Consider the following 24,961-nt stretch of genomic DNA (forward strand, 5'->3'; position numbering starts at 1 on the left):
GGACCATCCCACCTGACGGACAAATGAAAGGGCCGGCGGAAGGATCCGCCGGCCCCTGTCGTCGCCCGTGCGGCGAGGATCAGCTGTCGAGGAAGCTGCGCAGACGGCGCGAGCGGCTCGGGTGCTTGAGCTTGCGCAGCGCCTTCGCCTCGATCTGGCGAATGCGCTCGCGGGTGACCGAGAACTGCTGGCCGACCTCTTCCAGCGTGTGGTCGGTGTTCATGCCGATGCCGAAGCGCATGCGCAGCACGCGCTCCTCGCGCGGGGTCAGGCTCGCCAGGACCCGGGTGGTGGTGTCCTTGAGGTTCGCCTGGATCGCCGAGTCCAGCGGCAGGACCGCGTTCTTGTCCTCGATGAAATCGCCCAGCTGGCTGTCCTCCTCGTCGCCGATCGGCGTTTCGAGGGAGATCGGCTCCTTGGCGATCTTCATCACCTTGCGCACCTTCTCCAGCGGCATCTGGAGCTTGGCGGCCAGTTCCTCCGGGGTCGGCTCGCGGCCGATCTCGTGCAGCATCTGGCGCCCGGTGCGGACCAGCTTGTTGATCGTCTCGATCATGTGGACCGGGATGCGGATGGTCCGCGCCTGGTCGGCGATCGAGCGGGTGATCGCCTGCCGGATCCACCACGTCGCGTAGGTCGAGAACTTGTAGCCGCGCCGGTACTCGAACTTGTCCACGGCCTTCATCAGGCCGATGTTGCCCTCCTGGATCAGGTCCAGGAACTGCAGGCCGCGGTTCGTGTACTTCTTGGCGATGGAGATCACGAGGCGCAGGTTGGCCTCGACCATCTCCTTCTTGGCCTGCCGCGCTTCCTTCTCGCCCTTCTGGACGGTCTGGACGATGCGGCGGAACTCGGGGATGTCGACGCCGACATGGTGGCCGATCTGGCCGATCTCGGCGCGGACCTCCTCGACGCGGGCGCCGTATTTCTCGGCGAAGATCGCCCAGCCCTTGCCCTTCAGCTTCGCCACCCGCTCGAGCCACATCGGGTCGAGCTCCGAGTCGCGGTATTCCTCGATGAACTCGCGCCGGTCGACGCGGGCCTGGTCGGCCATCTTCACCAGCTGGCCTTCCAGCGTCATCAGGCGGCGGTTGATGCCGTAGAGCTGGTCGACCAGCGCCTCGATGCGGTTGTTGTGGAAGTGCAGCTCGTTGACGAGGATCACGATTTCGGCGCGCAGGCGCTGGTAGTCCAGCTCCTCGTGCGCGGAGAAGGACTTGGTCTCGGACAGCGCGGCGCCGATGCGCGAGGTCTGCATCTCGCGCAGGCGCACGTAGTCCTCGGCGATGCGGTCGAGCTTGGCCAGAACATCGGGCTTGAGCGCGGCCTCCATCGCGGCGAGCGACAGGTTGGCCTGCTCCTCCTCCTCGTCGGCGTCGTCGGCCTCGGCGCGGCGCGGCTCCTCGCCCTCGGCGGTCTCGTCGTCCTCGGACTTGCCGGGCTCGGTCGCGGCGCGGGCGGCGGCGGCCTCGGGGCCGACGTGGACCTCGGCGGCGGCCTCCTCGCCCTCGGCCTCGGCGACGACTTCCTCGGCCTCCTCGTCCATCGAGGCGCCGAAGGTCGTCTCCAGGTCGATGACGTCGCGGAGCATGATGCGCTCCTCGACCAGCTCATCGCGCCAGATGGTGATGGCCTGGAAGGTCAGCGGGCTTTCGCACAGACCCGAGATCATCGTGCCGCGGCCGGCCTCGATGCGCTTGGCGATGGCGATCTCGCCCTCGCGCGAAAGCAGCTCGACCGAGCCCATCTCTCGCAGGTACATGCGCACCGGGTCGTCGGTGCGGTCGAGGCTCTCGGACTGGGTCTGGGCGGGGACGACCTCCTTGGATTCCTCCTTGGCCTCCTCGGCCTCGGTCTCCTCCTCCTCGACGACGTTGACGCCCATCTCCGACAGGAGGGACATCACGTCCTCGATCTGCTCCGAGCTCACCTGCTCGGGCGGAAGCACCCGGTTCAACTCCTCGTAGGTGATGAAGCCTTTCGCCTTCGCGGCGGCGATCATCTTCTTCACCGCGGCCTGGCTCATGTCGAGCATCGGGCCCGAGGCTTCGGCCTGCTCCTCTTCCTTGGAGTCGTCGATGTCCTTCGCAGCCATTCAAATCCTCCAGGGCGACGCCCTCCGCACGCGGGCGACTCGCCGTCTGACGCTCCCGCGCCGTCCTGCTCCGTACCGATATAGGCGATTCGGCTGTCGAATCACCATGCCCGGCGCTAACTCCGACGCCTGGGCTTTTTACGCCACGGTTCCGACTCGATGAACGAGCCCAACCACCGCGACAGCTGATCGTCCCCTTCCGAGGTCCCGGCCTCGCCGCCGACTCCGCGGCGCGCGGCCTCTTCCCGCTCGCGGGAGATGTAGGCGAGGCGATGGGCGATTTCATCGGCCGTGTCGAGGGAAATCTCCTCGATGGCGGCCTTTCCTTCCTCCCTGGCGGAGAGGTGTCCCGCGTGGCGGTCCAACGCCTCGGCCAGGGCGGCGGCGGCCACGTCGGCCCCCGCCTCCGGGCCCAGCGCGCGGGTCAGCGCGAGGGGGCCGGCCGAGAGCGCGCCGCGCGGGTCGCCGTTCACCCGTTCGGCGAGCGCCCGCGACAGCGCATCGCGGGGGGCGTCGCTGTCGAGCGCCGCGGGAAGGCAGTCGAGCAGCGCGTCGCGAAGGCGCGCGAGGGCCGGATCGGCGAAGGGCATCTCGCGCAGCGAGTCCTCGTGGCGCTCGGCGGCCTCGGGGTGGTTGAGCACGCCCCACAGGATCATGCTCTCGCGGATGCGGATCTCGGCCTCGGCGGAGGCGGCGAGCGCGCTGGCGCGCACCTCGGGCGAGGGGCCCTCGGCGAAGCCGGAGTCGAAGGCGCCGCGGCGGCCGCCCCCGCGGGGGAACTTCCGCCCGCCGCCCTTGCGCCCGCCCTTGCCGAAGCCGCCGCCGGCGCCGCCGGTGTAGGAGCCCCGGTCGCGAGAGCCGTCGCCATAGGCGCCGTCGCCGTAGGGCGCGTCGTAGCCGCCTTGGTAGCCGCCCGGATCGAAGGCGGGCGCGAAATCCGGCCCGGCCGGCCCCGCGGCCCGCCCGCCCGCCGGGCGGAACAGCGCGTCGCGCCGCTCGCGCATCGCCTCGACGTAGTGGCGGCGCAGGTTCTGGTCGGGGATCTTGCGCAGCATCTGCCCGAGGTCGCGGTCGAGCGCCGCGCGCCGCTCGGGACTGTCGAGCTCGCGGTCCTCGGTCGCCGCGCGCCACAGCATCTCGACCAGCGGCAGCGCCTCGTCGAGCACCGCCTGCATCGCGCCCGGCCCCTCGGCGCGGATCAGGTCGTCGGGATCCTTGCCCGCGGGCAGCAGCGCGAAGCGAAGGGAGCGGCCGGGCCCGATCAGCGGCAGGGCGAGGTCCGCGAGCCGGCGCGCCGCGCGCAGGCCGGCCGCGTCGCCGTCGAGCGCCACCACCGGCTCGTCCGCCATCTTCCACAGCATCTGCAGCTGCTCGGCGGTGACGGCGGTGCCCAGCGGCGCGACCGCGCCCTCGAAGCCGCCGCCCACCAGCGCGATCACGTCCATGTAGCCCTCGGCCGCGATCAGCGTCGCGCCCTTGCCCGCCGCCTCCCGCGCGGGGCCGTGGTTGAACAGCGAGCGGCCCTTGTCGAAGAGTTCCGTCTCCGGCCCGTTGAGGTACTTGGCCCGCGCCTCCGGGCTCAGCGCCCGGCCGCCGAAGCTGATGCAGCGCCCGCGCGCGTCGCGTATCGGGAACATGATCCGGCCGCGGAAGCGGTCGAACGGGCGGGTGCCGCGGCGGTCGCCCTCCTCGGGGCGGATCAGCATGCCGGCGCGCACCAGCATCTCGGCCTCGACCCCCTTGGCGGCCATGGCGTCGAGCAGCCCGCCGCGCTCGTCGGGGGCGAAGCCGATCTCGAAGCGCGCCTGCGCGGCCTCGTCGAGGCCGCGACGCGCGAGGTAGGCGCGCGCCTCCGCCGCCTTGGCGGTGCGGAGCTGCATGCGGAAGTGCTTCACGCATTGCTCCATCACCTCGGCGAGACCCTTCTTCGCCTCGGCGCGCTTGGCTTCGGCCGGGTCGCGGGCGGGCATCTGCATGCCGGCCATCTGGGCCAGCGCCTCGACCGCCTCCATGAAGCCCAGGTTCTCGGCCTCGCGCAGGAAGGTGATGTGGTCGCCCTTCGCCTGGCAGCCGAAGCAGTAATAGAACCCCTCGCGGTCCTTCACGTGGAAGGAGGCGGTCTTTTCCTGGTGGAAGGGGCACGGCGCCCAGTAGTCGCCCTTGGCGGGGTTGGTCTTGGCCCGTTCCCACGCGACCTTGCGCCCGACCAGCGAGGCCAGGCTGACGCGATCGCGCAGCTCGTCGATGAATCCGGGCGGAAGAGACATGGGCGCATTCTCCGGCGCCCGCCCCGAGTCGACAAGCGCCCCCGGCGTCGCCGCCCCGCCGCGGCGGCGGGGAGGGAGGCGGGCGGCCGGGCGGGCGAGACGCCCCCGCAGGGGCGGCGAGTCCCGTGCGGCCGCCCGCTCAGGTCCAGTCCGGCGCGTCGCCCCCCGGCAGCGCCTGGCGGGCGCGCATCGGCTGGTCGAACGGCAGGCCCTGCTCCTGGCAGAAGTCGATCAGCAGCGTCTCGTCCTGCAGCAGGTAGTCGAGCACGAAGCCCAGGAAATCCGGCTCCGCCGCCCGCGCGCGCAGGTCGTCGGGCGAGAGGCCGGCGGCCGCCATGAAGACGGTCAGCTCGTCCTCGCGCCCCGCCAGGAAGCCCAGCGCCCGCAGCGCCACCTGCTCGGCCGCCGCGGGGGTCATCGCGGCCCCCGGCAGGCGGCGGCGGCGCGGGGCCGGGGAACGGCGCCCGGCGCGGGGCGCAGGGCCCCGGCGGACGGGATCGGACAGGCGATCTTCATGACGTCGGGGCCTCGGCAAGATTCCGTTAACGTTTCTCAACCAGACTTCTCGCGCGCGGCCGCCGGCCGCGCAAGACGCGACGCCTCGGCGCCCTGCGCTCCTGGTCCCGGAAGCCGACGATGCCCGGACGTATCCTCATCGCCTCCGGCCCCCACGTGGCCGCCCACCGCCTGGCGGACCGGCTGTCGGCCGCCTTCCTCGCCGTGCGCCTCGTTCCCGACGGGCGCGCCGCGCTGGACGAGGCGCTGAACTGCGAGCCCAACGTGGTGATCGCCGACGCGCGCGCGGGGGGCATGGCGGGCCTCGCGCTCTGCCGGGCGCTGAAGGCGCACCCCTGCCTGCGCCACGCCCCCCTGCTGATCGCGGCCGAGGCGGCGAGCCCCGGCGACCGGCTCGCGGTGCTCGAGGCGGGGGCGGACGATTTCCTCTCCCTGCCCATGGACGACGCGGCGCTGCTGGCGCGGCTGCGCAACCTGATGCGGGTGAAGGCGATGGTCGACGAGCTGCGCGCGCGCGAGCGCACCGCCCGCGCCCTGGGCCTGGTCGCGCCCGAGGCCGAGCGCGCCGCGGCGGCGGAGGGGGCGCGCGCCCCCGGCGACCTGCTGCTGGTGCGCGCCGACGGCGGCGCGCGACGCCGCGCGGCGCAGCTCTCGACCGGGCTCGGCCTCGCGGTGCGCCGCGCCGGCGACGGGCGGGAGGCGCTGGAGGCGGTCGACCTCGCCCCGCCGGAGCTGGTGCTGATCGAGCCGGACCTGCGCCGGGGCGGCGCGGTCGAGGATGCGCTGCGCCTGGTCGCGGCCATCCGCGGCCGTCCCGCGATGCGCGACGCGGGGCTGATCGTCGTCCTGCCCGCCGGGTCGTCCGCCGCGGACACGGCGCTGGACCTGGGCGCGAGCGATTGCGTCGCGGCCCCCGCCGACCTCGCCGAGCTCGGCGCCCGCCTGCGCACCCAGCTGCGGCGCAAGCGCTGCTCCGACCGGCTGCGCGATGCGGTGCGCCAGGGGCTGGAGCTGGCGGTGACCGATCCGCTGACGGGCCTGTTCAACCGCCGATACGCCGAGACGCACCTGGCCGCGATGGCCGCCCAGTGCGCCGCCGCCGGCCGGCCGCTGTCGCTGATGCTGCTCGACCTCGACCGGTTCAAGCAGATCAACGACCGCCACGGCCACCCCGCCGGCGACGCGGTGCTGCGCGGCTTCGCCGCCCGCCTGCGCGCCGCGGTGCGCGGGGTCGACCTGGTGGCGCGGATCGGGGGGGAGGAGTTCTGCGTGGCCCTGCCCGACGCCGACGAGGCCGAGGCCCGCGGCGTGGCCGAGCGGGTGCGCGCCGCCGTCGCCGACGCCCCCTTCCCGACGCCGGAGGGCGAGGCGATCCCGGTCACCGTCTCGATCGGCGTGGCGGTCGCCGCGCCCGGCCCGGGCCGAACGCTCCCGTCCGCGCGCCCCCCGACCGGCGCGGCGACGGGGGTCGGGGCCGCGTCCCTGCCGCCGCGGCCCCGCCCCATCGCGCTCGCGCCCGCCGGCATGGCCGAGCCGACCGCCGCCTTCGCCCGCCCCTCCCGCGCCGCCGCCGTCGGGATCGTCCCCGGCGCGAGCGCCGAGGACCGCTCCTCCCGCCTGATGGCGCTGGCCGACGCCGCGCTCTACCGCAGCAAGAGCCAGGGACGGGACCGGGTCTCCTTCGCCGGCTCCTGACGGGGGCGGCGCACGAAAAACCCCCGCCGGCGGGCGCAGGCGGGGGCTGAAGGAAGGTGCGGTTCGGGCGAGGGGGCCGCGCTCAGTCGGCGTCGCGGCCCGGCTCGTGATCCTCGCCCCAGCGATGGCGGAAGCCCTTGCGGCGACGCTCGCGCAGCGCCTCGGCGATCTCGGCGCGGGTGGCGGGCGAGAGGTCGGAGGCGACCTCGAGCAGCAGCGCATCCGCCAGGTCGCGGCTGCGCCGCTCGGCCGCGCGGGCCTCGTTTAGGGCCGCGGCCAGCGCCGCGGGATCGAAGGGCGCGGCCTCCATCGCCACGGCGATGCGCGCGCGGGCGGCGTCGCGGGAGCGGGCGAGGTCGATCATCTCGTCGCGCCTCTCGCCGATAAGGTCGCGCGCGTCGTCGCGCGCCTCGGGCGGCAGGGCGCGGAACATCCGCCACAGCGTCACCCGGTCGAAGCCCGAGGGCATCTCGCCTGGCGGCGGGCCGCCGTGGCGCAGGAAGGCGCCGCCCGCCGCCCCGATCAGCAGCAGGTTCACGCAGACCGAGGCCGCCAGCGCCCAGATCACCCAGCGCCGGGTCCGCCCGGTCCGCGGGCCGGAGGGCGGCGGACCGGCGGCGTCGCGATCGGCGTCCACCGCCGTCATCGCACCGTCTCCGCGTCGGGGAAGGCGTCTTCGCTCAGCAGGTCCACGTCCAGCAGGGACACGTCGTAGGCCTCCTCGTAGGCGCCCATGGCGAGCGCGGCGAAGCCCTGCGAGACGGGATCGTCGTTCGCATAGCCCAGCGCCACCCCCAGCGCGGCCGAGGCCGCGAAGGCCGCCGGCGCGCCGAAGCGGGCGAGCGGGCGCCAGCCGCGCGCGGCCCGGGCCGCCGGGCGGGGCGCCGGGCGGCCGCGCCGCGGCTCGACCGCAGGCGCCGGCAGGGCCGAGAGCACGCCCGGCAGCGTCGCGTCCGCATCCGCGGCCAGGCGCGCCAAGAGATCCCCGGACAGGGGCGCCGCCTCGGACGCCCAGGCGCCGAGCGCCGCGTCGAGCTCCGCGGCCTCGGCCAGCGCCTCGGCGGCCGCGCGGGGCTCGGCGGCGGCGAAGGCGCGGGCGGAGGCACGCTCGGCCTCGGGCCAGGTCTCGAGGTCGGGACCGTGGACGAGGGCGAGGTCGCGGAAGGCCGCGGCAGGGGTCGCGTCGGGCCCGCGGCCCGGGTCGGAGAGATCCCGTCCCGAGGGCGCCCCGGCTCCGACGTCCTGCCCGGCGCGCCCGAATCCGGGCGCGGCCTCGCGGCCCGCCGGGTCGCCGTTGCTGCCGTCCACATCCCTGCGCGTCGTCATCGCGCCGTCCTCCTTGGCCGGGGCGGATCCCCGGCGTCGTTCATCGGTTGCACGCGCCCCGGCGCCGGTTCCGTCGCTTCGGACCCGGGCCGGCCCACATTTTTTCGCCACAGTCCGCCCGCCGCAGTCCGCCCAGGCGCTGCGACGCAGGCGGGATCGTTCATCGCCCGCGCCGCCCGCTCAGCCATCGAGGCTCCCCGCCGGGTCCAGCCCGACCTCGAGCCCCAGCGCCTCGCGCCGGTCCTTCAGGGCGGCGGCGAGGCCCCGGCGGGCGCGCGCCAGCAGGCTTTCCACCGCCTCGACGCTCAGGTCCAGCCTCTGCGCGATCTCGGGGTTCGACAGTTCGGCGAAGTGGCGAAGGGTCAACGCCGCGCGCTGACGCTCGGGCAGATCGGCGATGGCGGCGCGCAGGGCGGCGGCGCGGTCGGCCTCGGCCAGGCGCGCCTCGGCGCCGGGCGCGCCGTCGGGGCGCTCGGGCGGATCGTCCTGGCTCCAGCGGCGACGGCGGCGGAGGCGGTCGATGGCGAGGTTCTGCACCACCCGGTGCAGCCAGGTGCCCACCTGCGCCTCGCCCGGACGCCATTTCGGCGCCTGCTTCCACAGGCGCAGCATCGCCTCCTGGGCGACGTCCTCGGCCTCGGCCCGGTCGGAGAGCATGGCGATCGCGAGGCCGAGCGCCTTCGGCCCGTGGCGCGCGATCAGCGCACGGGATGCGGCCGGCTCCCCGGCGGCGGCCCGGGCCATCAGCGCGTCGTCGTCGTCCATCCTCGTCCCAGGCCCGGCGGCGTCCCAGGGCATCGCGCCTCCCCTCTCGAGCCGCGGCGGAGGGCGCCCGGCGGCCGAGCGCCGCCGGGCGGATCGTCATCGGGGCCGCCCGCAAGCGGGGCGGCGCCGGCGTCTCTCAGGAGCAGCCTCAGTCGTTCCCGTCAAGGCGGCGGGCGCCGCCCTTGCGCGCGAAGGCCTGCGCCTCATCCCGGCTGATGGCGCCGTCGTCGTTCACGTCGGCCTGGGCGACCAGCCGGTCGAGGCGCGCGATGGCGTCGGAGGAGGCGAACTCGGCCCGCGTCACCACGCCGTCGCCGTTCTCGTCGGCGGCGTCGAAGCGCTTCATCGCCCGCGTCCCGCCCTTGCGGCGGGCGGCCTCGGCGAGCTCGGTCGCGGTCAGCGCGCCGTCGCGGTCTGCGTCGAGCTCGGCGAAGTCCGGCGCCTTGTCGCGGCGCAGGCGGCCCATCTTCTCGACCGCCGCGTCGAACTCGGTGCGCTGCAGGCGGCCGTCGCCGTTGGCGTCGGCGCGCGCGATCACCTTGGCGGCGCGCTTCTCGGCGCGGGCGTCGCGCTTCTCGTCGCGGGCCTCGATCAGGGCGGCCATCTCGGCGCGCGCGACCTTGCCGTCGTCGTTCGCGTCCATCCGCTCGAACCGCTCCAGCGCCACGTTCTGGATCTCGGCGGTGGTCAGCTTGCCGTCGCCGTCGGCGTCCATGCGCTTGAACATGCGCTCGCCGCGGTCGCCGGGTTCGGCCAGGACGGCCGCCGGCGCCAGGGCGGCGCCGAGGCCGGCCGCCAGGGCCGCCGCGAGGGCGGCGCGGGCGCGGGCTCGGTTCGGTCTCGTCATCGCTTCATCCTTCCAAGGTCTTCGCCCGGCCGGGCCGCGCCGCGCGGCGCGCCGTCCGGGCCCTATCTCCCCCCGGGGTTCAGGCGTTCAACGCCGCCCCGGCGCGGTTCCGTCGCCGGGCCGAGGATAATTTCGCGAAGCGGGCCGAAATCGGGCGTGCGGGCGGCGATCCGGAGGGGGCGGAGGAGCTCCTCGAACCCCCTCCGCGCCACGCGGCGGAGGGGGGCCTCCGCGCCGCCGCGGCCATGCTGCAGCGCACCCATTTTCCCGCTCCGGCAATGCCCTTAAGGGGTTGGCGCAACGGGAGGCGACACGCTGACGCAAGACGACTGGCGCACTGGCGCCGCGGCCTTGCGCGCGTACCCTGCCCCGCATGAAACACGAACAGCATATCGCGCTCGACGCTTCCGGCGCCGCCATGGCGGACGGGGGGATTCTTCGCCGCGACGAGGTGGGCGGCGCATCGGAAGCGGAGCGCGACGTGCGTCGCGCCCTGCGCCGCGGCTGGCGGCGCACCTGTCCCGCCTGCGGGGGCGGTCCGCTGTTCGACGGCTATCTGAAGGTGCGCGACCATTGCCCCGCCTGTTCGGAGCGGCTGGACCTGCACCGCGCCGACGACCTGCCCACCTGGATGACCATCCTGGTGGTGGGCCACCTGATCGCGCCGGCGATGCTGACGGTGTGGGACGTGTGGAACCCGCCGATGTGGGTGCACTGGGTGCTGTGGCCGCCGGCGGCGCTGCTGCTGTCGCTGGTGCTGCTGCCGCGCTTCAAGGGCATGGTGGTGGGCCTGCAATGGGCAAAGCGCATGGCGGGCTTCGCGCCCCGGCGCTGACCGACCGGGCGGCGCAGGCCGCCCCTGCGACGGCGCGGACGATCCTGCGCCCGTCATTCGACCGGCCGGCTGGACAGGACTTCTTCCGACGGGCAGATTGCCGGGAGAAGGAGCCACGAATGTCCCCCATGCCTGAGACGCCGGAGGCGGCCGCCGCCTCCCCCGCTTCGCAGACCGGCCCGGCCGGCGCGAAATCCCCCGCCCCCGCCCCCCGCGACGCCGCCACCGCGGTGATCGCCCGACGCGACGGCGACCATCCCCGCATCCTGATGGGCCAGCGCGGCAAGGGGGCGAGCTTCATGCCCTCGAAGTTCGTGTTCCCGGGCGGCGCGCTCGACCCCGAGGATCACGACGCGCCCGAGGCCGCCCCCCTGCGCGCCGCCTGCGTGGCGCGGCTGGAGAAGATGTCGCCCCCGAACATGGCCGGCCCCCTGTCGCGCGCCGCGGTGCGCGAGACCTTCGAGGAGACGGGCCTGATCCTGGGCCGCCCCGACCCGCGGGCCGCCGAGCTCGCCGACCGGATGACGGACCCCTCCTGGCGGGACTTCCTCGCCTCGGGGCACATGCCGGCCTGCGACCGGCTGACCTTCATCTTCCGCGCCATCACGCCCCCCTACCGGCCGAAGCGATTCGACGCGCGCTTCTTCCTGGTGGATGCGGACCAGCTGGCCTCGGACCCCGACGACCTCAGCCGCGCCTCGGGCGAGCTGAGCCACCTGACCTGGCTGACCATCCGCGAGGCCCGCGACCTGGACCTGCCGCTGATCACCGAGGTGGTGCTGGCGGAGGTGGAGGAGATCCTCGCCCAGACCCCACCGGGCCAGCTTCCCGCCGACCGTCCCGCGCCCTTCTTCCATCACGAGAAGGAACGCAGCTTCTACGACGCGCTCTGACGCTCGTCCGCGCGCCGCGAGGGTTGACTCGCGGCGTGCGTCAGGTATCTAGCGCGCTCCGAATTCAATCCACCGCTCCGGGCCTCCGGGGCGCAACCGAGCCGACACGGCGCCGGGAGAGTCCGAGATGGCCAAGCCGACCACCGTTAAGATCCGCCTGAACTCGACCGCGGGCACCGGGCACTTCTACGTGACGAAGAAGAACAGCCGCACGATGACCGACAAGATGGCGGTGCGGAAGTACGACCCCGTCGCGCGCAAGCACGTCGAGTACAAGGAAGGCAAGATCAAGTGATCCGCGGGCCCCGGACGGGGCCGCGGCGCTGATCGCGCTTTCAACGAAAGTTCCGAAAGGGGCGGGCCGAATTCGGCCCGCCCCTTTCGCTTGCGCGGGGCCTTGGGCGCGACTCGCCCCCTCGGCGCGCCCGATCGAGGCGTGCGCGCCCGGCAGCCGAGGCTTCGCCGTCAGGCTCTGCCCCGCGACGAACCGACGAGAGCCGGCGGCCGCCGGGTCTCCGCCGCGCACGGCCCGGGAGCGCGCCCGCGGGCTTCGAGCGCGCCGCTAGGGCCCGTCCCGCGCCCGTCCATCTGCCACCGCCCTGTCCTGGTCCGCCCTGCCCCAATCCTGAGCCGCGCCTCGGTTCTCCCGCCCTGTCGCGTCCCGCGTAGCGCGCCCCCCCCCCGCCTTTCCCTTGCGCGCGCGTCCGGCCTGCGCTTGGCTCGGCCTCCCTGTCCGTCCTGCCGGAGGCCGCCATGATCCCCTACTCCCACGCCCTGATCGTAGGGGCCGGTCCGGGCCTGTCCGCCTCGCTGGCGCGCAAGCTCTCGGCGCAGGGCCTGCGGGTCACGCTCGCCGCGCGCAACCTCGAGAAGCTGGCGGAGCTCGCGGCGGAGACCGGCGCGCGGACCCATGCGCTCGACGCCTCGGACCGCGAGGCGGTGGCGGCGCTCTTCGCGGAGCTGGATGCGGAGGAGGCGCCGGACGTGGTGGTCTACAATCCCTCCGCCCGGGTGCGCGGCCCGATCGAGGAGCTGGACGGCGCGGCGGTGGAGGCGGCGGTGGCGATCACCGCGCTGGGCGCCTTCCACGTCGCCCAGCAGGCGGCGCGGCGGATGGTCCCGGCGGGGCATGGCGCGATCCTGCTGACCGGCGCCTCGGCGGGGGTGAAGGGGTTTCCGAACTCCTCGGTCTTCGCGATGGGCAAGTTCGCGCTCAGGGGCCTCGCGCAGAGCCTGGCGCGGGAGCTGCACCCCAAGGGCGTGCATGTCGGGCACGTTGTGATCGACGGGGGCATCCGCTCCGCCGTGCGCGAGCCGGCGAGCCCCGACGCGCTGCTCGAGCCCGACGCGGTGGCGCAGACCTACCTCGACCTGCTGGCGCAGCCGCGCTCCGCCTGGTCATGGGAGATCGAGATCCGGCCCTGGGTCGAAAAGTTCTGAGACGGGTCGCCGGCGGCGACGAGGAGGCGCCGCGTCGGGCGTCGCGCGCGACGCCGCCCGCCCGCCCGCGGCGCGCCCCGGCGTCGGCGCATGGGGCGGCCGTCGCCAGGCGGCGCCCGGTTTGCGATGCGCCGCGGGCGGGCGGGGTCCCACGGGCGGGACGGCCGACGCGGCGCCTCCGTCCCCTGCGCCTCGCACGCAAACGAAAAGGGCCGGGGATGACCCCGGCCCTTCGACGTTCGGATGGCGCCCGCGGTTACTCGCGGTTGCCCATGAACTGCAGCAGGAACATGAACATGTTCAGGAAGTCGAGGTACAGGCGCAGCGCCCCGCCGATGGCGGACTTGCCCATGTAGGCCTCGCCCTGCGGGCCCATGGCGCTCAGCTCCAGGTACTCGTTCTTGATCTGCTGGGTGTCATAGGCGGTCAGGCCCGCGAACACCAGCACGCCCACCACCGAGATCGCGAACTGCAGCGCCGAGGAGGCGATGAAGATGTTGATCAGCGAGGCGACCACCAGCCCGATAACGCCCATCAGCAGGAACGTGCCCATGCCGGACAGGTCCTTCTTGGTCGTGTAGCCGTAGAGGCTGAGACCGCCGAAGGCGATGGCCGTGGCGAAGAAGGTCTGGGCGATCGAGATGCCGGTGTAGACCGCGAAGATCGAGGCGATCGACAGGCCCATCAGGGCCGCGAAGGCCCAGAAGAACAGCTGCGCTCCAGCGTCGGACATCTTGCGCATCGCGGCGCCGAAGAGGAACACCATGCCGAGCGGGGCGAGCATGATCACCCAGCGGATCGGGCCCGAGTACATCGAGACCAGAACGCTCTCCGGAATGATGTTGGTCGGCTGACCCTGCATCACCGCCTTCAGGTCCATGCCGAAGACGTATGCGACCACGCCCGAGATGACCATGGCGACCGCCATCAGGCCATAGACGCGGTTCATATACCCGCGCAGACCTTCGTCGATCGCGGCCGAGCGTGCGCCGGCTCGGCGAACGGCGTCGTACTGCTGCATGTGCGTTTCCCTGTTCAACTCTGCGTTCATGCGGAAAGGCGGCCTCCATGGAGGTCGCCCGGTTCCGTGAGGATATCGTGATTCACGCCTGCGCGTTCAAGCTTTTCTCGACGTGAAACGATCACGTCCGCGCGGGGTCGCGCTCCCGCGCCGGCGACCGGTCGCGGGGGGCGGCGCGGGGGCCTCGGCCGGGGGGCCGTTCAACGCGGCTTTCGCCCGGTCGGAGAGGGGTTTTCCGCCCGCCAACCGCCCGGACTCTCACTCCCGCGCGCGCAGCACCTGGGCGGGACGCGCGGCGAGCGGACGCACGGCGAAGGCGAGGCCCGCGAGCAGGCTCGCCGCCGCGCCGCCGGCCACGATCACCAGGGCCGAAACCGGCTCGAACCGGTAGGGCGCGTCCATCACGAAGACCATCACCGCCCAGCCCGCGGCGACGCCGGCGGCGAGCGCCACGATCCCCGCCGCCGCCCCCAGCAGGGCCGAGCGCAGGGCGAAGCTGCGCAGGATCAGCCCGCGCGCGGCGCCCACGGTCTTGAGCACGGCGGCCTCGTACACGCGCCGCCGCTCGCCCGCGGCCGCCGCCCCGATCAGAACCACGATGCCGGTGACCAGCGTGACCGAGGCGCCCCAGCGGGTGGCCGAGGCGAGCTCGCGCAGCGCCTCCGACACCCGGTCGATGGCGTCGCGCACCCGGATCGCGGTGATGTTGGGATAGGCGCCCGCCAGCTCGCGCAGCAGGCCGCCCTCGGCGGCGGGCTCGGCGTAGACGGTGGCGATGTGGGTGTGCGGGGCGCCGGCCAGCACGCCGGGGCTCATCACCATCAGGAAGTTGATGCCCATGTCGCGGAAGTTCACCACCCGGAAGTTGGCGATCCGCGCGGTGATCTCGCGCCCCAGCACCGAGACGGTGACGGTGTCGCCCAGCTTCAGGCCGAGGCCCTTGCCATGCTCCTCCGAGAAGGAGACCAGGGTCTCGCCGTCGTAGTCCTCGGGCCACCACTCGCCCTCGGTGATCTCGGTCCCCGGCGGGGGCGCGGCGGCGTAGGTCACGCCGCGGTCGCCGCGCAGCACCCACTGGTATTCCTCGGGCACCGTCGCGTCGCGGGCGGGGACGTCGTCGAGGCGGGTGATCACGCCGCGCAGCATCGGCGCGGTCTCGATCTGCTCGACGCCGGGATAGGCCTCGGCCCGCTCGAGGAAGCCCGGCAGCTGGTCGTTCTGCACGTCGACGAAGAAATAGGCCGGCGCTTTTGCGGGCAGGTCCGCGTCGATCACGTGGCGCAGGTTCCAGTCGATCTGCCCCACCGCCGCCAGCACCGCGAGCCCGAGCCCCAGCGAGAGCACGACGCCCGAGGTCTCGCCGGTCGATCCGCCCACCGCGCCCAGCGCGAGCCGGGCCGCGGGCCGTCCGCGCAGCGCCCTGCCCCGCGACAGCCGCTGCGCCAGCGCCCGCACGCCGAGGGCCGCGAGCCACAGGACCAGCAGCGCCCCCGCGACGCCGCCGGCGAAGCCGAGCGCGATCTGCCAGATGCCCGAGAAGGCCACCGCCGCCGCCACCAGCAGCGCCGTCAGCGCCGCGATCACCCCGAGGTAGACGGGCCGGGGGAAAGAGCGCGCGCCCTCCCCCGCCTCGCGATAGAGGGCGGCCGCGCGCACGTCGCGGGCCCGCGCCAGCGGCCACAGCGCGAAGATCAGCGCGGCGAGCAGGCCGTAGGTCCCCGCCTCCCACAGGGGCCGCGCGTAGACGTCGAAGAGGGCGGGGACCGGCAGGCGGTCCTCCAGCAGCGGCCCCGCCAGCGCCGGGATCGCGGCCCCGACGGCGAGGCCGATGCCCACGCCCAGCGCCGCCAGCGCGCCCACCTGGGCGAGGTAGATCGCGAAGATCGTGCGCCCCTCGGCCCCCAGGGTCTTGAGGGTCGCGATGGTGTCGGTCTTGCGCTCCATGTAGCTGCGAACGGCGGCCGAGACGCCCACGCCCCCCATCGCCAGCGCCGCCAGCCCCACCAGCACCAGGAAGGCGCCGATGCGCTCGACGAAGTTCTGCACGCCGGGCGCGCCGTTGCGACGGTCGCGCCAGCGCAGGCCGGCCTCGGGGAAGGCCGCGGTCATCGCCGAGGACATCGCCTCGAGGTCCACGTCGGGGGCGAGGCGCAGGCGATAGTCGGTGTCGTAGAGCGTGCCGGGCGCGATCAGGCCCGAGGGCTCCAGCGCCGCGAGATGCATCAGCGTGCGCGGGCCGAAGGCCATGCCGGCGGCGGCCTCGTCGGGCTCGCGCTCCAGCACCGCGCGCAGTTCGTATTCGGCGGCGCCGAGGCGGACGCGGTCGCCGGGGGCGAGGCCCAGCCGGTCCACCAGCGCCTGCGCCATCACCACGCCCCAGGTTCCGTCGCGCGCCTCCAGCGCCTCGTCGAGGGTCAGGCCGCCGGACAGGCGCGCCTCGCCGTAGAGGGGGTAGAGGTCGTCGACGCCCTTCACCTGGGTCAGCGCCCGGTCGAGCTGGCCGTCCGGGCCGGGGGCGGCGACCATCGAGCGGAACTCGACCGTCTCGGAGACGGCCTCGGCGCGCTCCTGCATCCAGGCGCGTTCCTCGGGCGTGGCGAAGCGGTAGGTGAACTCGATCTCCGCGTCGCCGCCGAGGATCGCCTGGCCCTCGCGCGAAAGGCCCTCGGAGATCGCGGAGCGGACCGAGCCGACGGCGGCGATGGCCGCGACGCCGAGCGCGAGGCAGGCGAGGAACACGCCGAAGCCCTTCAGCCCGCCGCGCAGCTCCCGCCGGGCGATGGCGAAGGCGGGGCGCAGGGAGGATCGGCGGGGGGAGGCGGCGGCGCGCCCGCTCATTCGGCGGCCTCGGGGGTGGGGGCGGGGGCGCGCGCCGCGGCCTCGCCCGCGCTCTCGCCCTCGATCAGCCCGTCGGCGACGCGGATCACGCGGTCGCAGCGGGCGGCCAGTTCAGGCGCGTGGGTGACCATGACCAGCGTCGAGCCGTGGCGATCGCGCAGGCCGAAGAGCAGCTCCATGATCGCGTCGCCGGTGGCGCCGTCGAGATTGCCGGTGGGCTCGTCGGCCAGCAGGATCTGCGGGCGGGGCGCGGCGGCGCGGGCCAGCGCCACGCGCTGCTGCTCGCCGCCCGAAAGCTGGGCGGGGTAGTGATCGAGCCGCTTGCCCAGGCCCACGCCCGCCAGCTCCTCCTCCGCCCGCTCGAAGGCGTCGCGGTGGCCGGCGAGCTCCAGCGGGGTGGCGACGTTCTCCAGCGCGGTCATCGTGGGGATGAGGTGGAAGGACTGGAAGACCACCCCCATATGGTCCCGACGGAAGCGCGCCAGCGCGTCCTCGTCCATCCGGGTCAGGTCCTGCCCCAGGGCCGCGACCCGCCCGCCCGTGGCCCGTTCCAGCCCGCCCATCAGCATGAGGAGCGACGACTTGCCCGAGCCCGAAGGCCCGACGATGCCCACCGTCTGCCCCCGCGCGACCGAAAGGTCGACGCCCTTGAGGATCTCCACCCGTCCAGCGCGGGAGGCGAGCGTGAGCTCCGCCCGGGAAAGCTCGATGACGGGCGGATCCCCGGCGGCCTCGGTCATGCGGTTGGCTCCCCTGCTGCGGCGCGTCATGAATTCGGGTCCCTGCGCATATGGGGCGCGGGGGCGGAGGCTCAAGGCGGCGGCGGCCTCCGTTTTCCTCACGCTCGCGACGGCCGGTTCCGTCGCGGCGGCCGAGACGACGCTGCTGGCGCTGGGCGACAGCCTGACCCACGGCTACGGGCTGGCGCAGGAGGAGGGGTTCGTCCCCCAGCTCGAGGCCTGGCTGCGGGCGCGCGGTCATGACGTGGACGTGATCAACGCCGGCGTCTCGGGGGACACGACGCGCGGGGGCCTGTCGCGGCTCGACTGGTCGCTGACGCCGGAGGTGGACGCGGTGATCGTCGAGCTGGGGGGCAACGACCTTCTGCGCGGCATCGACCCGGCGTCGAGCAAGGCGAACCTCGACGCGATCCTGGCGGCGCTGGACGAGAAGGGCCTGCCGGCGCTGCTGGCGGGCCTGCCCGCGCCGCGCAACTACGGCGAGGACTGGCGGCAGGCCTTCGACGGCATGTACCCCGAGCTGGCCGAGACCCACGGCGCCCTGCTCTACCCCAACTTCCTGGCCGGGATCGGCGGGCTCGACGACCGCGAGGCGGCCCGCGGCCTGATGCAGGCCGACGGCATCCACCCCAACGCCGAGGGCGTGAAGAAGGTGGTCGAGGACATCGGCCCGATGGTCGAGGAGCTGATCGCGCGGGCGAAGACGCAGGACTGAGCCGCCGGGCCCGGCCCCCGCCCCGACCCCGGTCTCGGAGGCGCCGCGTCGGCCGTCCCGCGGGCGGCGATGGCCCGCCCGCGGCGCGCACCGGCCTCGGCGCCGGGGGCGACCGCCGCCCGGGGCGGCCGTGGCGACGGGAGACCCCGCCGGGACGCGCCGCGGGCGGAGGGCCCGCCGCGGGCGCCCCGGTCGACGCGGCGCCCGGTTGCGGCCGGGCGGCGCCTCAGCCCTCCAGCGCGCCGAAGGCCGCCACGCGCAGCATCACCGTGCGGATGCGGTTCAGCAGGCACAGGCGGTTGCGGCGGATGATGGCGTTGTCGGAGTTCACCACCACGTCCTCGAAGAACGCGTCGATGGGCGCGCGCAGGCCCGCCAGCGCGGTCATGGCGGCGGAGAAGTCCTCGGCCCCGAGCGCCTTGCCGATGGCGGGGTCGGCGCCGTCGAGCGCGGCGAAGAGCGCCTTCTCGGCGTCCGCCTCGGCGAACTGGACGTCGGGGTCGAGGGAATACTCGATCCCGTCCTTCTTCTCCTCGGCCTCGAGGATGTTCACAGCGCGGCGGTAGCCGGCCAGCAGGTTGGCGCCGTCCTCGGAGTCCACGAAGGCCTGCAGCGCCTTCACCCGCGCCACCAGCATCACCAGGTCGTCCTGTCCGCCGAGGCGGAAGCAGGCCTCGATCACGTCGTGGCGCACGCCCTCGGCGCGCAGGTGCACCTTCAGGCGGTCGGCGAGGAAGCCCAGCAGGTCGGGGACCAGCAGCTCCATCGGCCCGGCGTGGTCGGCCGCATCCACGTGGTTGGCCTTGGCGCCCTCGGCGATCGGCCGGGTCAGGGCGAGACGCAACCCGTTCTCCAGCACGATGCGGATGACGCCCAACGCGGCGCGGCGCAGGGCGAACGGGTCCTTGGAGCCGGTGGGCTTCTCGTCGATGGCCCAGAAGCCGGTCAGCATGTCGATCTTGTCGGCCAGCGCCACGGCGACCGAGACCGGCTCGGTCGGCACGGCGTCGGACGGGCCCAGCGGCGCGTAGTGGGCGCCGCAGGCGGCGGCGACGGGCTCGGGCAGGCCGGCGGCGCGGGCGTAGTAGGTTCCCATCACGCCCTGCAGCTCGGGGAACTCGTAGACCATCTCCGAGGCGAGGTCGGCCTTGGCGACCGTCGCCGCCTGCTCGGCGAGCGCGGGATCGGCGCCGACGGCGGGAGCGATCTCGCGCGCCAGCCGGGCGATGCGCGCGATGCGCTCGGCCTGCGAGCCGAGCTTGTTGTGGAAGGTGACGTTGGCGAGCGGCGCCGCCATCGCCTCCAAGCCCCCGGCTTTGACCTTGCGCAGGTCGTTCTCCCAGAAGAACAGCGCGTCCGAGAGGCGCGCGGCCAGCACCCGGCCGTTGCCGGCCAGGATCGTGGCGCCGTCGTCGGCGGTCTCGCGGTTCGCCACCGTCACGAATTTCTCGATGCGCCCCGTGGCCGGATTGCGGACCGAGAAGAACTTCTGGTGCTCCTTCATCGAGGTCTGCAGGACCTCCGGCGGCAGATCGAGGAATGTCTCGCCGATGGGGCCCATCAGGACCACGGGCCACTCGACCAGGCCCGCGACCTCGGCCAGCAGGCCCTTGTCCTCGACGATCTCGAGGCCCTGCGCGAAGGCCATCTGGGCGGCGTCGTGCTGGATCTTCTCGGCCCGCTCGGCGGGGTCGAGCACCACCTTCGCCGCCGCCAGCTTCGCCTGGTAGTCCTCGAACGAGGTCACGGCGAAGGACCCGGGCGCCATGAAGCGGTGGCCCTGGGTGCGATCGCCGGTCTTCACGCCCTCGATCTCGACGGGGACGACCGAGGCGCCGCTCTCGTCATGGATGATGGCGAGGATCGAGTGCAGCGGGCGCACCCAGCGCAGGGCGCCGGCGCCCCAGCGCATGGACTTGGGCCAGGGGAAGTTGCGGATCGCGGACTCGAGGGCCTCGGCGATGACCTCCGCGGCCTCGCGGCCCGGCTTCTCGATCACCGCGAAGAGGACGTCGCCCTTCTTGTCGGCGCGCACCTCTAGCTGGTCGCGGGTCAGGCCGGTGGAGCGCAGGAACCCCTCCAGCGCCTTCTCGGGGGCGTCGGCGCGCGGCCCCTTGCGCTCCTCCTTGGTGGCTTTCGTCGCCTTGGGGAAGTCGTGCACCGCCAGCGTCAGGCGGCGGGGCGTCGCGAAGGCGGCGGCGGCGGCGTAGGTCAGGCCCGCCTCGACCATCGCGTCGGTGACCAGGCGGCGAAGGTCCTCGGCGGCCTTGGCCTGCATCCGCGCGGGGATCTCCTCGGAGAAGAGTTCGATCAGGAGGTCGGGCATCGGGGCGGGATCCTAGAGGCTCAGGAAAAGGCGGATCGCGGCGGCGTTGGCCAGGTCCACGAAGAAGGCGGAGACCAGCGGCAGGATCACGAAGGCGGTGGGCGAGGGCCCGTAGCGCTTGGCGACCGCGGTCATGTTGGCGATGGCGGTGGGGGTGGCCCCCAGGGAGAAGCCGGCGAACCCGGCGGAGAGCACGGCGGCGCGATAGGCCGACCCCATGGCCGGGAACACCGCCCACAGGATGAAGGCCACCGCGGCCGCGACCTGCACCAGGAGGGCGGCGAGCATCATCCAGCCCATTTCCGCCAGCGTCCAGAGCTGCAGGCTCATCAGCGACATCGCGAGGAACACCGACAGCGAGAAATCCGAGATCACGTTCAGCGCCGGCGTGCGGCTGACCTGCGCATCGCTCGGCGCCAGCGCCGACCACAGGTTGCCCACCACGATGCCCATCAGCAGGCAGGGCACGAACAGCGGCAGCTTGAAGCCGGCCGCCTCGATCGCCTCGGCCGCGACGTAGCCCAGCGCGACCGAGACGTTCAGCGCCAGCAGCGCCCGCATCAGGCCGCGCAGGGTGATCCGCTCGAACACCTCCTCGTCATAGGAGACGCCGACGGCGAGATCCTCGGCCGGGCGGGAGGGCATCAGGTTGCGCCCCTCGATCAGGAAGCGCGCCACCGGGCCGCCGACGAGCGCCGCGGCGACGAGGCCGAGCGTCGCCATCGCCACCCCCAGCTCCGCCGCGCCGGCGGCGCCGGTGGCCTCGGCCACCTCGGGCGCCCAGGCGATGGCGGTGCCGTGCCCGCCGATCAGCGCGGCCGAGCCCATCAGCACGCCCATCCCCGCCGGCGCCCCGAAGGCGAGCGCCACGGCGACGCCCAGCACGTCCTGGAGGGCGATGTAGGCCACCGTCAGCGCCAGCAGGATAGCGAGCGGCCGCCCCCCCTCGACCAGGTCGGCGAGGCGCGCGTTCAGGCCGATGCCGGCGAAGAACAGCACCATCAGGGAATCCCGCGTCTCCATCTCGAAGGCGATCTCGGTCCCCAGCCCCTCCCGCGCCGCGAGCAGGACGAGGGAGGCGAGCAGCCCCCCGGTCACCGCCTCGGGGATGTTCCAGTCGCGCAGCAGGCGGACCCGGCGCGTCAGGTCCGCGCCGACCAGCCAGGTCACCAGCCCCATGGTCAGGGCCAGGTGATCGGGCGCCCGGTGCACATGCAGGACGAGGTCGGGCGCCATGCTCAGCCCTCGGGCGGGGCGTCGCAGCCCTCGGGCAGCGGGTCGCCGTCGAACTTGGACTGGCCGCAGCGGTTCAGCTGGCGCCACATCCAGCCGCGGCGGGTCTGCGGATCGTAGGCGACGAAGCGGTCGAAGCCCCAGGGAGCGTTGCGCGCGGCGAGCACCGGCACGAAGCGGCCGTCGGCGAGCCCCTCCGCGATCTCGGGCGCGTCGAAGCAGTCGAACCAGTCGGGCGCGACCAGCGGGGTGGCGGCCTCGGCGTCGCCGCCGGGCGCGCCGGCGGGCAGCTCGCCGGTCACGCGGAAGCAGGCGCGCAGCTTCAGGGGCGAGGTGCCCGCGTCGATGCCCCGCCAGTCCTCGACCGGGACCGCGACGCCCGCGATCTCGACCTCGGTCACGCCCTCGACCGCGTCGTAGTAGGCGCGGGTCTGGAACCACCACAGGGCGGCGCCGAAGACGGCGGCGAAGATCAGCAGGCCGATGGCCAGAACGCGACCGGACATTCCTATCTCCCTCTCAGCCGGCGCGGCGGGAGGCGGTCGGCGCCCCGCGCGCCGGCGCGCGGCCGGTCAGGCCGCGGCGTTCGCCCCGTCGCCCGCGCCCGCGGCCTCGGTGGTCACGAAGGCGTCGGCGCAGGCCTTGGCCAGCGCCCGGACCCGGCCGATGTAGGCCTGCCGTTCGGTCGGCGAGATCACGCCCCGCGCGTCGAGCAGGTTGAAGATGTGGCTCGCCTTGATGCACTGGTCGTAGGCGGGGTGGGCCATGGTGATCTCGCGCCCCGTCTTCGGATCGGTCGCCGGATGCGCGAGGATCGCCGCGCACTCGGCCTCGGCCTCCTCGAAGTGGCGCAGCAGCACCGCGGTGTCGGCCACGTCGAAGTTGAAGCGGGAATATTCCCGCTCGGTCTGGCGGAAGATGTCGCCGTAGCTCAGCGGGATCGGCGCCTGCGGGTCGTTGAAGGGCATGTCCATCACGTGGTCGATGCCCAGCACGTACATCGCCAGCCGCTCGAGCCCGTAGGTCAGCTCGCCCGAGACGGGGCGGCAGTCATGCCCACCGACCTGCTGGAAATAGGTGAACTGGCTCACCTCCATCCCGTCGCACCAGACCTCCCACCCCAGGCCCCAGGCGCCCAGCGTCGGGCTCTCCCAGTCGTCCTCGACGAAGCGGATGTCGTGCAGCGCCATGTCGATGCCGATCGCCTCGAGGCTGCCGAGGTAGAGGTCCTGCAGGTCCGGGGGGCTGGGTTTGATCAGCACCTGGAACTGGTAATAATGCTGCAGCCGGTTGGGGTTGTCGCCATAGCGCCCGTCCGTCGGGCGGCGCGAGGGCTGCACGTAGGCCGCCGCCCACGCCTTGCCGCCCAGGGAGCGCAGCGTCGTCGCCGGGTGGAAGGTGCCCGCGCCGACCTCCATGTCGTAGGGCTGCAGCACGGCGCAGCCGCGCGAGGCCCAGTAGGTCTGCAGCCGCAGGATGATCTCCTGGAAGGAGCGGGGCTTGCCGGGCGCCTCGGACATCGGTCTTCCCATCCGTCTCCGCCGCGGGCCGGTCCCGCCGCGCGGGGCGACCGATAGCGGGGGGCGGAGGCGAGGTCAACGCGGTCGGCGCCCGCGCCCGTCGGCGCCTCCGCGCACTGAAGGCGACCCGACCCGGGGGCCGGACCGCCCCGTGCGGAGCGGCCCGGCGCGGCGCGGCGGCGTCAGGCCTCGCCGACGACCTCGATCAGGCGCGCCTCGAGCTTGTCGAGCGGCTCTTTCGTGAGGTCCTTGGCGACCTCGCTCTGCACCTTGCTCGCCACCTCCTTGTGGACGGCCTTGCGAAGGCGGCCCAGGGTCTGCGGCTCGGCCACCAGGTGGATGCGCGTGAAGTCGCCGCGATGGGCGCGGGCGTAGAGCCGCTCTGCCAGGTCGTCGGCGAAGCGCGCCTTCTCCAGCTCGTGCCAGTCCGTCTCCTGCAGGGCCGAGCGCTGGCCGACGCCCGTGTCGGGCATCCGCCCCGGCCGGTCCGCGCCCTGCGCGGAGTCGGCGGGGTTCTCCTGCTCGGTCTTGCGCCGGACCACGAGATGGGGATGCACCTCGTCGCCCACGTTCTCGAGGAACAGGGCCTTGCCGGCGTCGGTCACCAGCACCCAGTCGCCTTCCTTGATCTGCGCCATGGTCAGTCCTTTCGATCGTCTTCGGGCGTGTCCGAGCCGCGCACCCGCGTCGCCCCGGCGGGTCGCTCGAAAGCGCGCTTGAGGTGGTCGCGCGCGCCGATCTCCCGGGCCAGGTCCCCGCCCGCGGCGCCGCCCTGGGTGGGATCGCCGTCCTCGCCCAGGATGCGGTCGGTGTCGCGTCCGCCGTGCTTGGATCGATGCCGTTCGGCCATGAGCTCCCTCCTTGCCGTGGTGGTGACAGGGGACATGGGAGCCCGTCTTGGCGACTTCGTGTCGATCCGGCGCCGACCCCGCGCCCCCCCCGGCTTGCCCGCCGCGCCGCGAGACGCTATCGGGACGGGAGCGGCAGGCCGGTCTAGCTCAGCTGGTAGAGCACCTGATTTGTAATCAGGGGGTCGGGGGTTCGAGCCCCTCGACCGGCACCATTGATTTCAATAGTTTATACGGCCCCAACGCTCAATGCGCCCGAGCCGTCCAACACCTGTCCAACACCAGAGGGCATTCCATGGCCGGCAGCCTATCTCGGCCAAGCCATGCCCAGCCACAACGACCCTGCGAAAATCGGATCGCGTCGGCTTCGTGCGGCGAAGTCCGGCAGCGCCAGATTCAGCAACGGCGCTTCATCGGCGCTTTCGTCGTCAAAGCCCTCGGGCATGCCCGCCAGCGCACCGGCCAGATGCATCGCGACGTCCGCATATTCCGTCAGAATCCAGTCGTTCCGGATCGCAAGCCCGGTGAGGGCGTTTCCCAAAGCCAGCCGATCTTGCTCAGCGGCCGCCCCACTCAGCCAATCCAATAGAAGCGCCTTCTTCCGCTCGCGATCCATCCGCATCGCCAACAGGAGGCAGATCCCCGGTTCATTTGCCATATGCGCCGCCCTGAAGTTCTCCCGCATCCGCTGGACGAACCCGCTCGCCTCGGGATCAACCTTTCGGATCGCGAGTCCAAGCGGCGCATACAGATGCGTCCGGATATCGCTCGTGCCGTGCGACAGGTTCGCGAGCGTGGTTTGCAGCGGCCAAGTCTCGCTGGTCAGGTTGCAGAGCGCGACGTCGAGATACGGAAGCCGGAACCATTCATGCGTGGAGAAGGAGCGTGAGGCGTGCAGCCGCCGCAGCGTGTCCGCCAGCAGCCGCGTCGTCTTCGCGCTGATCGCCTCCGTGGCGTAGGTCGCGAGAAAGGCGAGCGCGCCGGCGCGAAAGTCCTGCACCTCGGGAACCGGCTGGCGGTCGAGTCCGGTCACGAACCGCT

General features: G+C 73.6%; 23 protein-coding genes and 1 tRNA gene. 7 read left to right on the forward strand and 17 right to left on the reverse strand.

The window, feature by feature from the left end:
- Window positions 1-79: 79 nt before the first annotated feature.
- The 3 genes from rpoD to P2H44_RS20445 all read right to left on the reverse strand — a co-directional run bounded on the left by rpoD (window position 80) and on the right by P2H44_RS20445 (window position 4,780).
- Window positions 80-2,095, reverse strand: coding sequence for an RNA polymerase sigma factor RpoD (rpoD, locus tag P2H44_RS20435; protein WP_275766569.1), 2,016 nt, complete (start codon window positions 2,093-2,095; stop codon window positions 80-82).
- 116 nt (window positions 2,096-2,211) lie between these two features.
- On the reverse strand, window positions 2,212-4,362 hold the full coding sequence (dnaG, locus tag P2H44_RS20440; RefSeq protein ID WP_275766571.1) for a DNA primase: 2,151 nt from the start codon (window positions 4,360-4,362) through the stop codon (window positions 2,212-2,214).
- A 139-nt stretch (window positions 4,363-4,501) separates the two neighbouring features.
- Window positions 4,502-4,780 (reverse strand): DUF3572 domain-containing protein, encoded by a 279-nt coding sequence (locus tag P2H44_RS20445; protein WP_275766572.1) that lies wholly within the window; start codon window positions 4,778-4,780, stop codon window positions 4,502-4,504.
- A gap of 218 nt (window positions 4,781-4,998) precedes the next feature.
- Here P2H44_RS20445 and P2H44_RS20450 point away from each other — a divergent pair, with 218 nt between their 5' ends.
- Window positions 4,999-6,573 (forward strand): diguanylate cyclase, encoded by a 1,575-nt coding sequence (locus P2H44_RS20450; protein WP_275766575.1) that lies wholly within the window; start codon window positions 4,999-5,001, stop codon window positions 6,571-6,573.
- Between the two features lie 82 nt (window positions 6,574-6,655).
- Here the strand turns inward: P2H44_RS20450 and P2H44_RS20455 are convergent, their stop codons facing one another.
- The 4 genes from P2H44_RS20455 to P2H44_RS20470 all read right to left on the reverse strand — a co-directional run bounded on the left by P2H44_RS20455 (window position 6,656) and on the right by P2H44_RS20470 (window position 9,511).
- The gene (locus tag P2H44_RS20455; RefSeq protein WP_275766577.1) at window positions 6,656-7,219 is read right to left on the reverse strand and encodes a periplasmic heavy metal sensor; all 564 of its coding nucleotides are present in this window, start codon (window positions 7,217-7,219) and stop codon (window positions 6,656-6,658) included.
- A complete protein-coding gene (locus tag P2H44_RS20460) occupies window positions 7,216-7,899 on the reverse strand; it encodes a hypothetical protein (protein WP_275766580.1) in 684 nt (227 codons plus the stop codon). Before P2H44_RS20460 ends, P2H44_RS20455 begins: the two co-directional genes overlap by 4 nt.
- A 180-nt stretch (window positions 7,900-8,079) precedes the next feature.
- Window positions 8,080-8,664, reverse strand: coding sequence for an RNA polymerase sigma factor (locus tag P2H44_RS20465; RefSeq protein ID WP_275766581.1), 585 nt, complete (start codon window positions 8,662-8,664; stop codon window positions 8,080-8,082).
- A 148-nt stretch (window positions 8,665-8,812) separates the two neighbouring features.
- Window positions 8,813-9,511 carry an EF-hand domain-containing protein gene (locus P2H44_RS20470; protein ID WP_275766582.1) on the reverse strand — a complete coding sequence of 233 codons (699 nt, stop codon included), beginning with the start codon at window positions 9,509-9,511 and terminating at the stop codon, window positions 8,813-8,815.
- Between the two features lie 373 nt (window positions 9,512-9,884).
- Between P2H44_RS20470 and P2H44_RS20475 the strand changes: the two genes are divergently transcribed.
- The 4 genes from P2H44_RS20475 to P2H44_RS20490 all read left to right on the forward strand — a co-directional run bounded on the left by P2H44_RS20475 (window position 9,885) and on the right by P2H44_RS20490 (window position 12,679).
- Window positions 9,885-10,346: a DUF983 domain-containing protein gene (locus tag P2H44_RS20475; protein ID WP_275766585.1), complete on the forward strand. Its 462-nt coding sequence runs from the start codon at window positions 9,885-9,887 to the stop codon at window positions 10,344-10,346.
- A 119-nt stretch (window positions 10,347-10,465) separates the two neighbouring features.
- The gene (locus tag P2H44_RS20480; protein ID WP_275766587.1) at window positions 10,466-11,239 is read left to right on the forward strand and encodes an NUDIX hydrolase; all 774 of its coding nucleotides are present in this window, start codon (window positions 10,466-10,468) and stop codon (window positions 11,237-11,239) included.
- 127 nt (window positions 11,240-11,366) lie between these two features.
- Window positions 11,367-11,534, forward strand: coding sequence for a 50S ribosomal protein L33 (gene rpmG, locus P2H44_RS20485; protein WP_275766589.1), 168 nt, complete (start codon window positions 11,367-11,369; stop codon window positions 11,532-11,534).
- Between the two features lie 458 nt (window positions 11,535-11,992).
- Window positions 11,993-12,679 carry an SDR family NAD(P)-dependent oxidoreductase gene (locus tag P2H44_RS20490; protein WP_275766592.1) on the forward strand — a complete coding sequence of 229 codons (687 nt, stop codon included), beginning with the start codon at window positions 11,993-11,995 and terminating at the stop codon, window positions 12,677-12,679.
- 256 nt (window positions 12,680-12,935) lie between these two features.
- Here P2H44_RS20490 and P2H44_RS20495 read toward each other — a convergent pair whose 3' ends face one another.
- The 3 genes from P2H44_RS20495 to P2H44_RS20505 all read right to left on the reverse strand — a co-directional run bounded on the left by P2H44_RS20495 (window position 12,936) and on the right by P2H44_RS20505 (window position 17,278).
- Window positions 12,936-13,700 (reverse strand): Bax inhibitor-1/YccA family protein, encoded by a 765-nt coding sequence (locus P2H44_RS20495; protein ID WP_275766594.1) that lies wholly within the window; start codon window positions 13,698-13,700, stop codon window positions 12,936-12,938.
- Window positions 13,701-13,958: 258 nt separating this feature from the next.
- On the reverse strand, window positions 13,959-16,538 hold the full coding sequence (locus P2H44_RS20500; RefSeq protein WP_275766596.1) for an ABC transporter permease: 2,580 nt from the start codon (window positions 16,536-16,538) through the stop codon (window positions 13,959-13,961).
- Entirely contained in the window at window positions 16,535-17,278 is a 744-nt protein-coding gene (locus tag P2H44_RS20505; RefSeq protein ID WP_275766597.1) for an ABC transporter ATP-binding protein, read from the reverse strand. Before P2H44_RS20505 ends, P2H44_RS20500 begins: the two co-directional genes overlap by 4 nt.
- On the opposite strand from P2H44_RS20505, the gene P2H44_RS20510 reads away from it, so the two are divergent.
- On the forward strand, window positions 17,277-17,993 hold the full coding sequence (locus P2H44_RS20510) for an arylesterase (RefSeq protein WP_275766599.1): 717 nt from the start codon (window positions 17,277-17,279) through the stop codon (window positions 17,991-17,993). The genes P2H44_RS20505 and P2H44_RS20510 overlap by 2 nt on opposite strands.
- A gap of 226 nt (window positions 17,994-18,219) precedes the next feature.
- On the opposite strand, the gene glyS is transcribed toward P2H44_RS20510, so the two are convergent.
- The 6 genes from glyS to P2H44_RS20540 form a co-directional block, all read right to left on the reverse strand.
- Window positions 18,220-20,319 (reverse strand): glycine--tRNA ligase subunit beta, encoded by a 2,100-nt coding sequence (gene glyS, locus P2H44_RS20515; protein ID WP_275766601.1) that lies wholly within the window; start codon window positions 20,317-20,319, stop codon window positions 18,220-18,222.
- A 12-nt stretch (window positions 20,320-20,331) separates the two neighbouring features.
- A complete protein-coding gene (gene gltS / locus P2H44_RS20520) occupies window positions 20,332-21,555 on the reverse strand; it encodes a sodium/glutamate symporter (RefSeq protein ID WP_275766602.1) in 1,224 nt (407 codons plus the stop codon).
- 2 nt (window positions 21,556-21,557) lie between these two features.
- Complete coding sequence (locus P2H44_RS20525) at window positions 21,558-22,058, reverse strand: DUF6446 family protein (RefSeq protein WP_275766605.1); 501 nt, start codon at window positions 22,056-22,058, stop codon at window positions 21,558-21,560.
- Between the two features lie 66 nt (window positions 22,059-22,124).
- On the reverse strand, window positions 22,125-23,072 hold the full coding sequence (locus P2H44_RS20530; RefSeq protein ID WP_275766608.1) for a glycine--tRNA ligase subunit alpha: 948 nt from the start codon (window positions 23,070-23,072) through the stop codon (window positions 22,125-22,127).
- Window positions 23,073-23,254: 182 nt separating this feature from the next.
- Window positions 23,255-23,710 (reverse strand): host attachment family protein, encoded by a 456-nt coding sequence (locus P2H44_RS20535; protein ID WP_275766610.1) that lies wholly within the window; start codon window positions 23,708-23,710, stop codon window positions 23,255-23,257.
- A gap of 2 nt (window positions 23,711-23,712) precedes the next feature.
- Window positions 23,713-23,922 (reverse strand): hypothetical protein, encoded by a 210-nt coding sequence (locus P2H44_RS20540; protein WP_275766612.1) that lies wholly within the window; start codon window positions 23,920-23,922, stop codon window positions 23,713-23,715.
- Window positions 23,923-24,059: 137 nt separating this feature from the next.
- On the opposite strand from P2H44_RS20540, the gene P2H44_RS20545 reads away from it, so the two are divergent.
- Window positions 24,060-24,135, forward strand: a tRNA-Thr gene (locus P2H44_RS20545).
- 92 nt (window positions 24,136-24,227) lie between these two features.
- Here P2H44_RS20545 and P2H44_RS20550 read toward each other — a convergent pair.
- Window positions 24,228-24,953, reverse strand: a complete 726-nt coding sequence (locus P2H44_RS20550; protein ID WP_275766614.1) for a hypothetical protein — start codon at window positions 24,951-24,953, stop codon at window positions 24,228-24,230.
- Window positions 24,954-24,961 lie beyond the last annotated feature (8 nt).

Origin of the sequence: Albimonas marina (assembly GCF_029223255.1) — a bacterium.
Lineage (GTDB): Bacteria > Pseudomonadota > Alphaproteobacteria > Rhodobacterales > Rhodobacteraceae > Albimonas.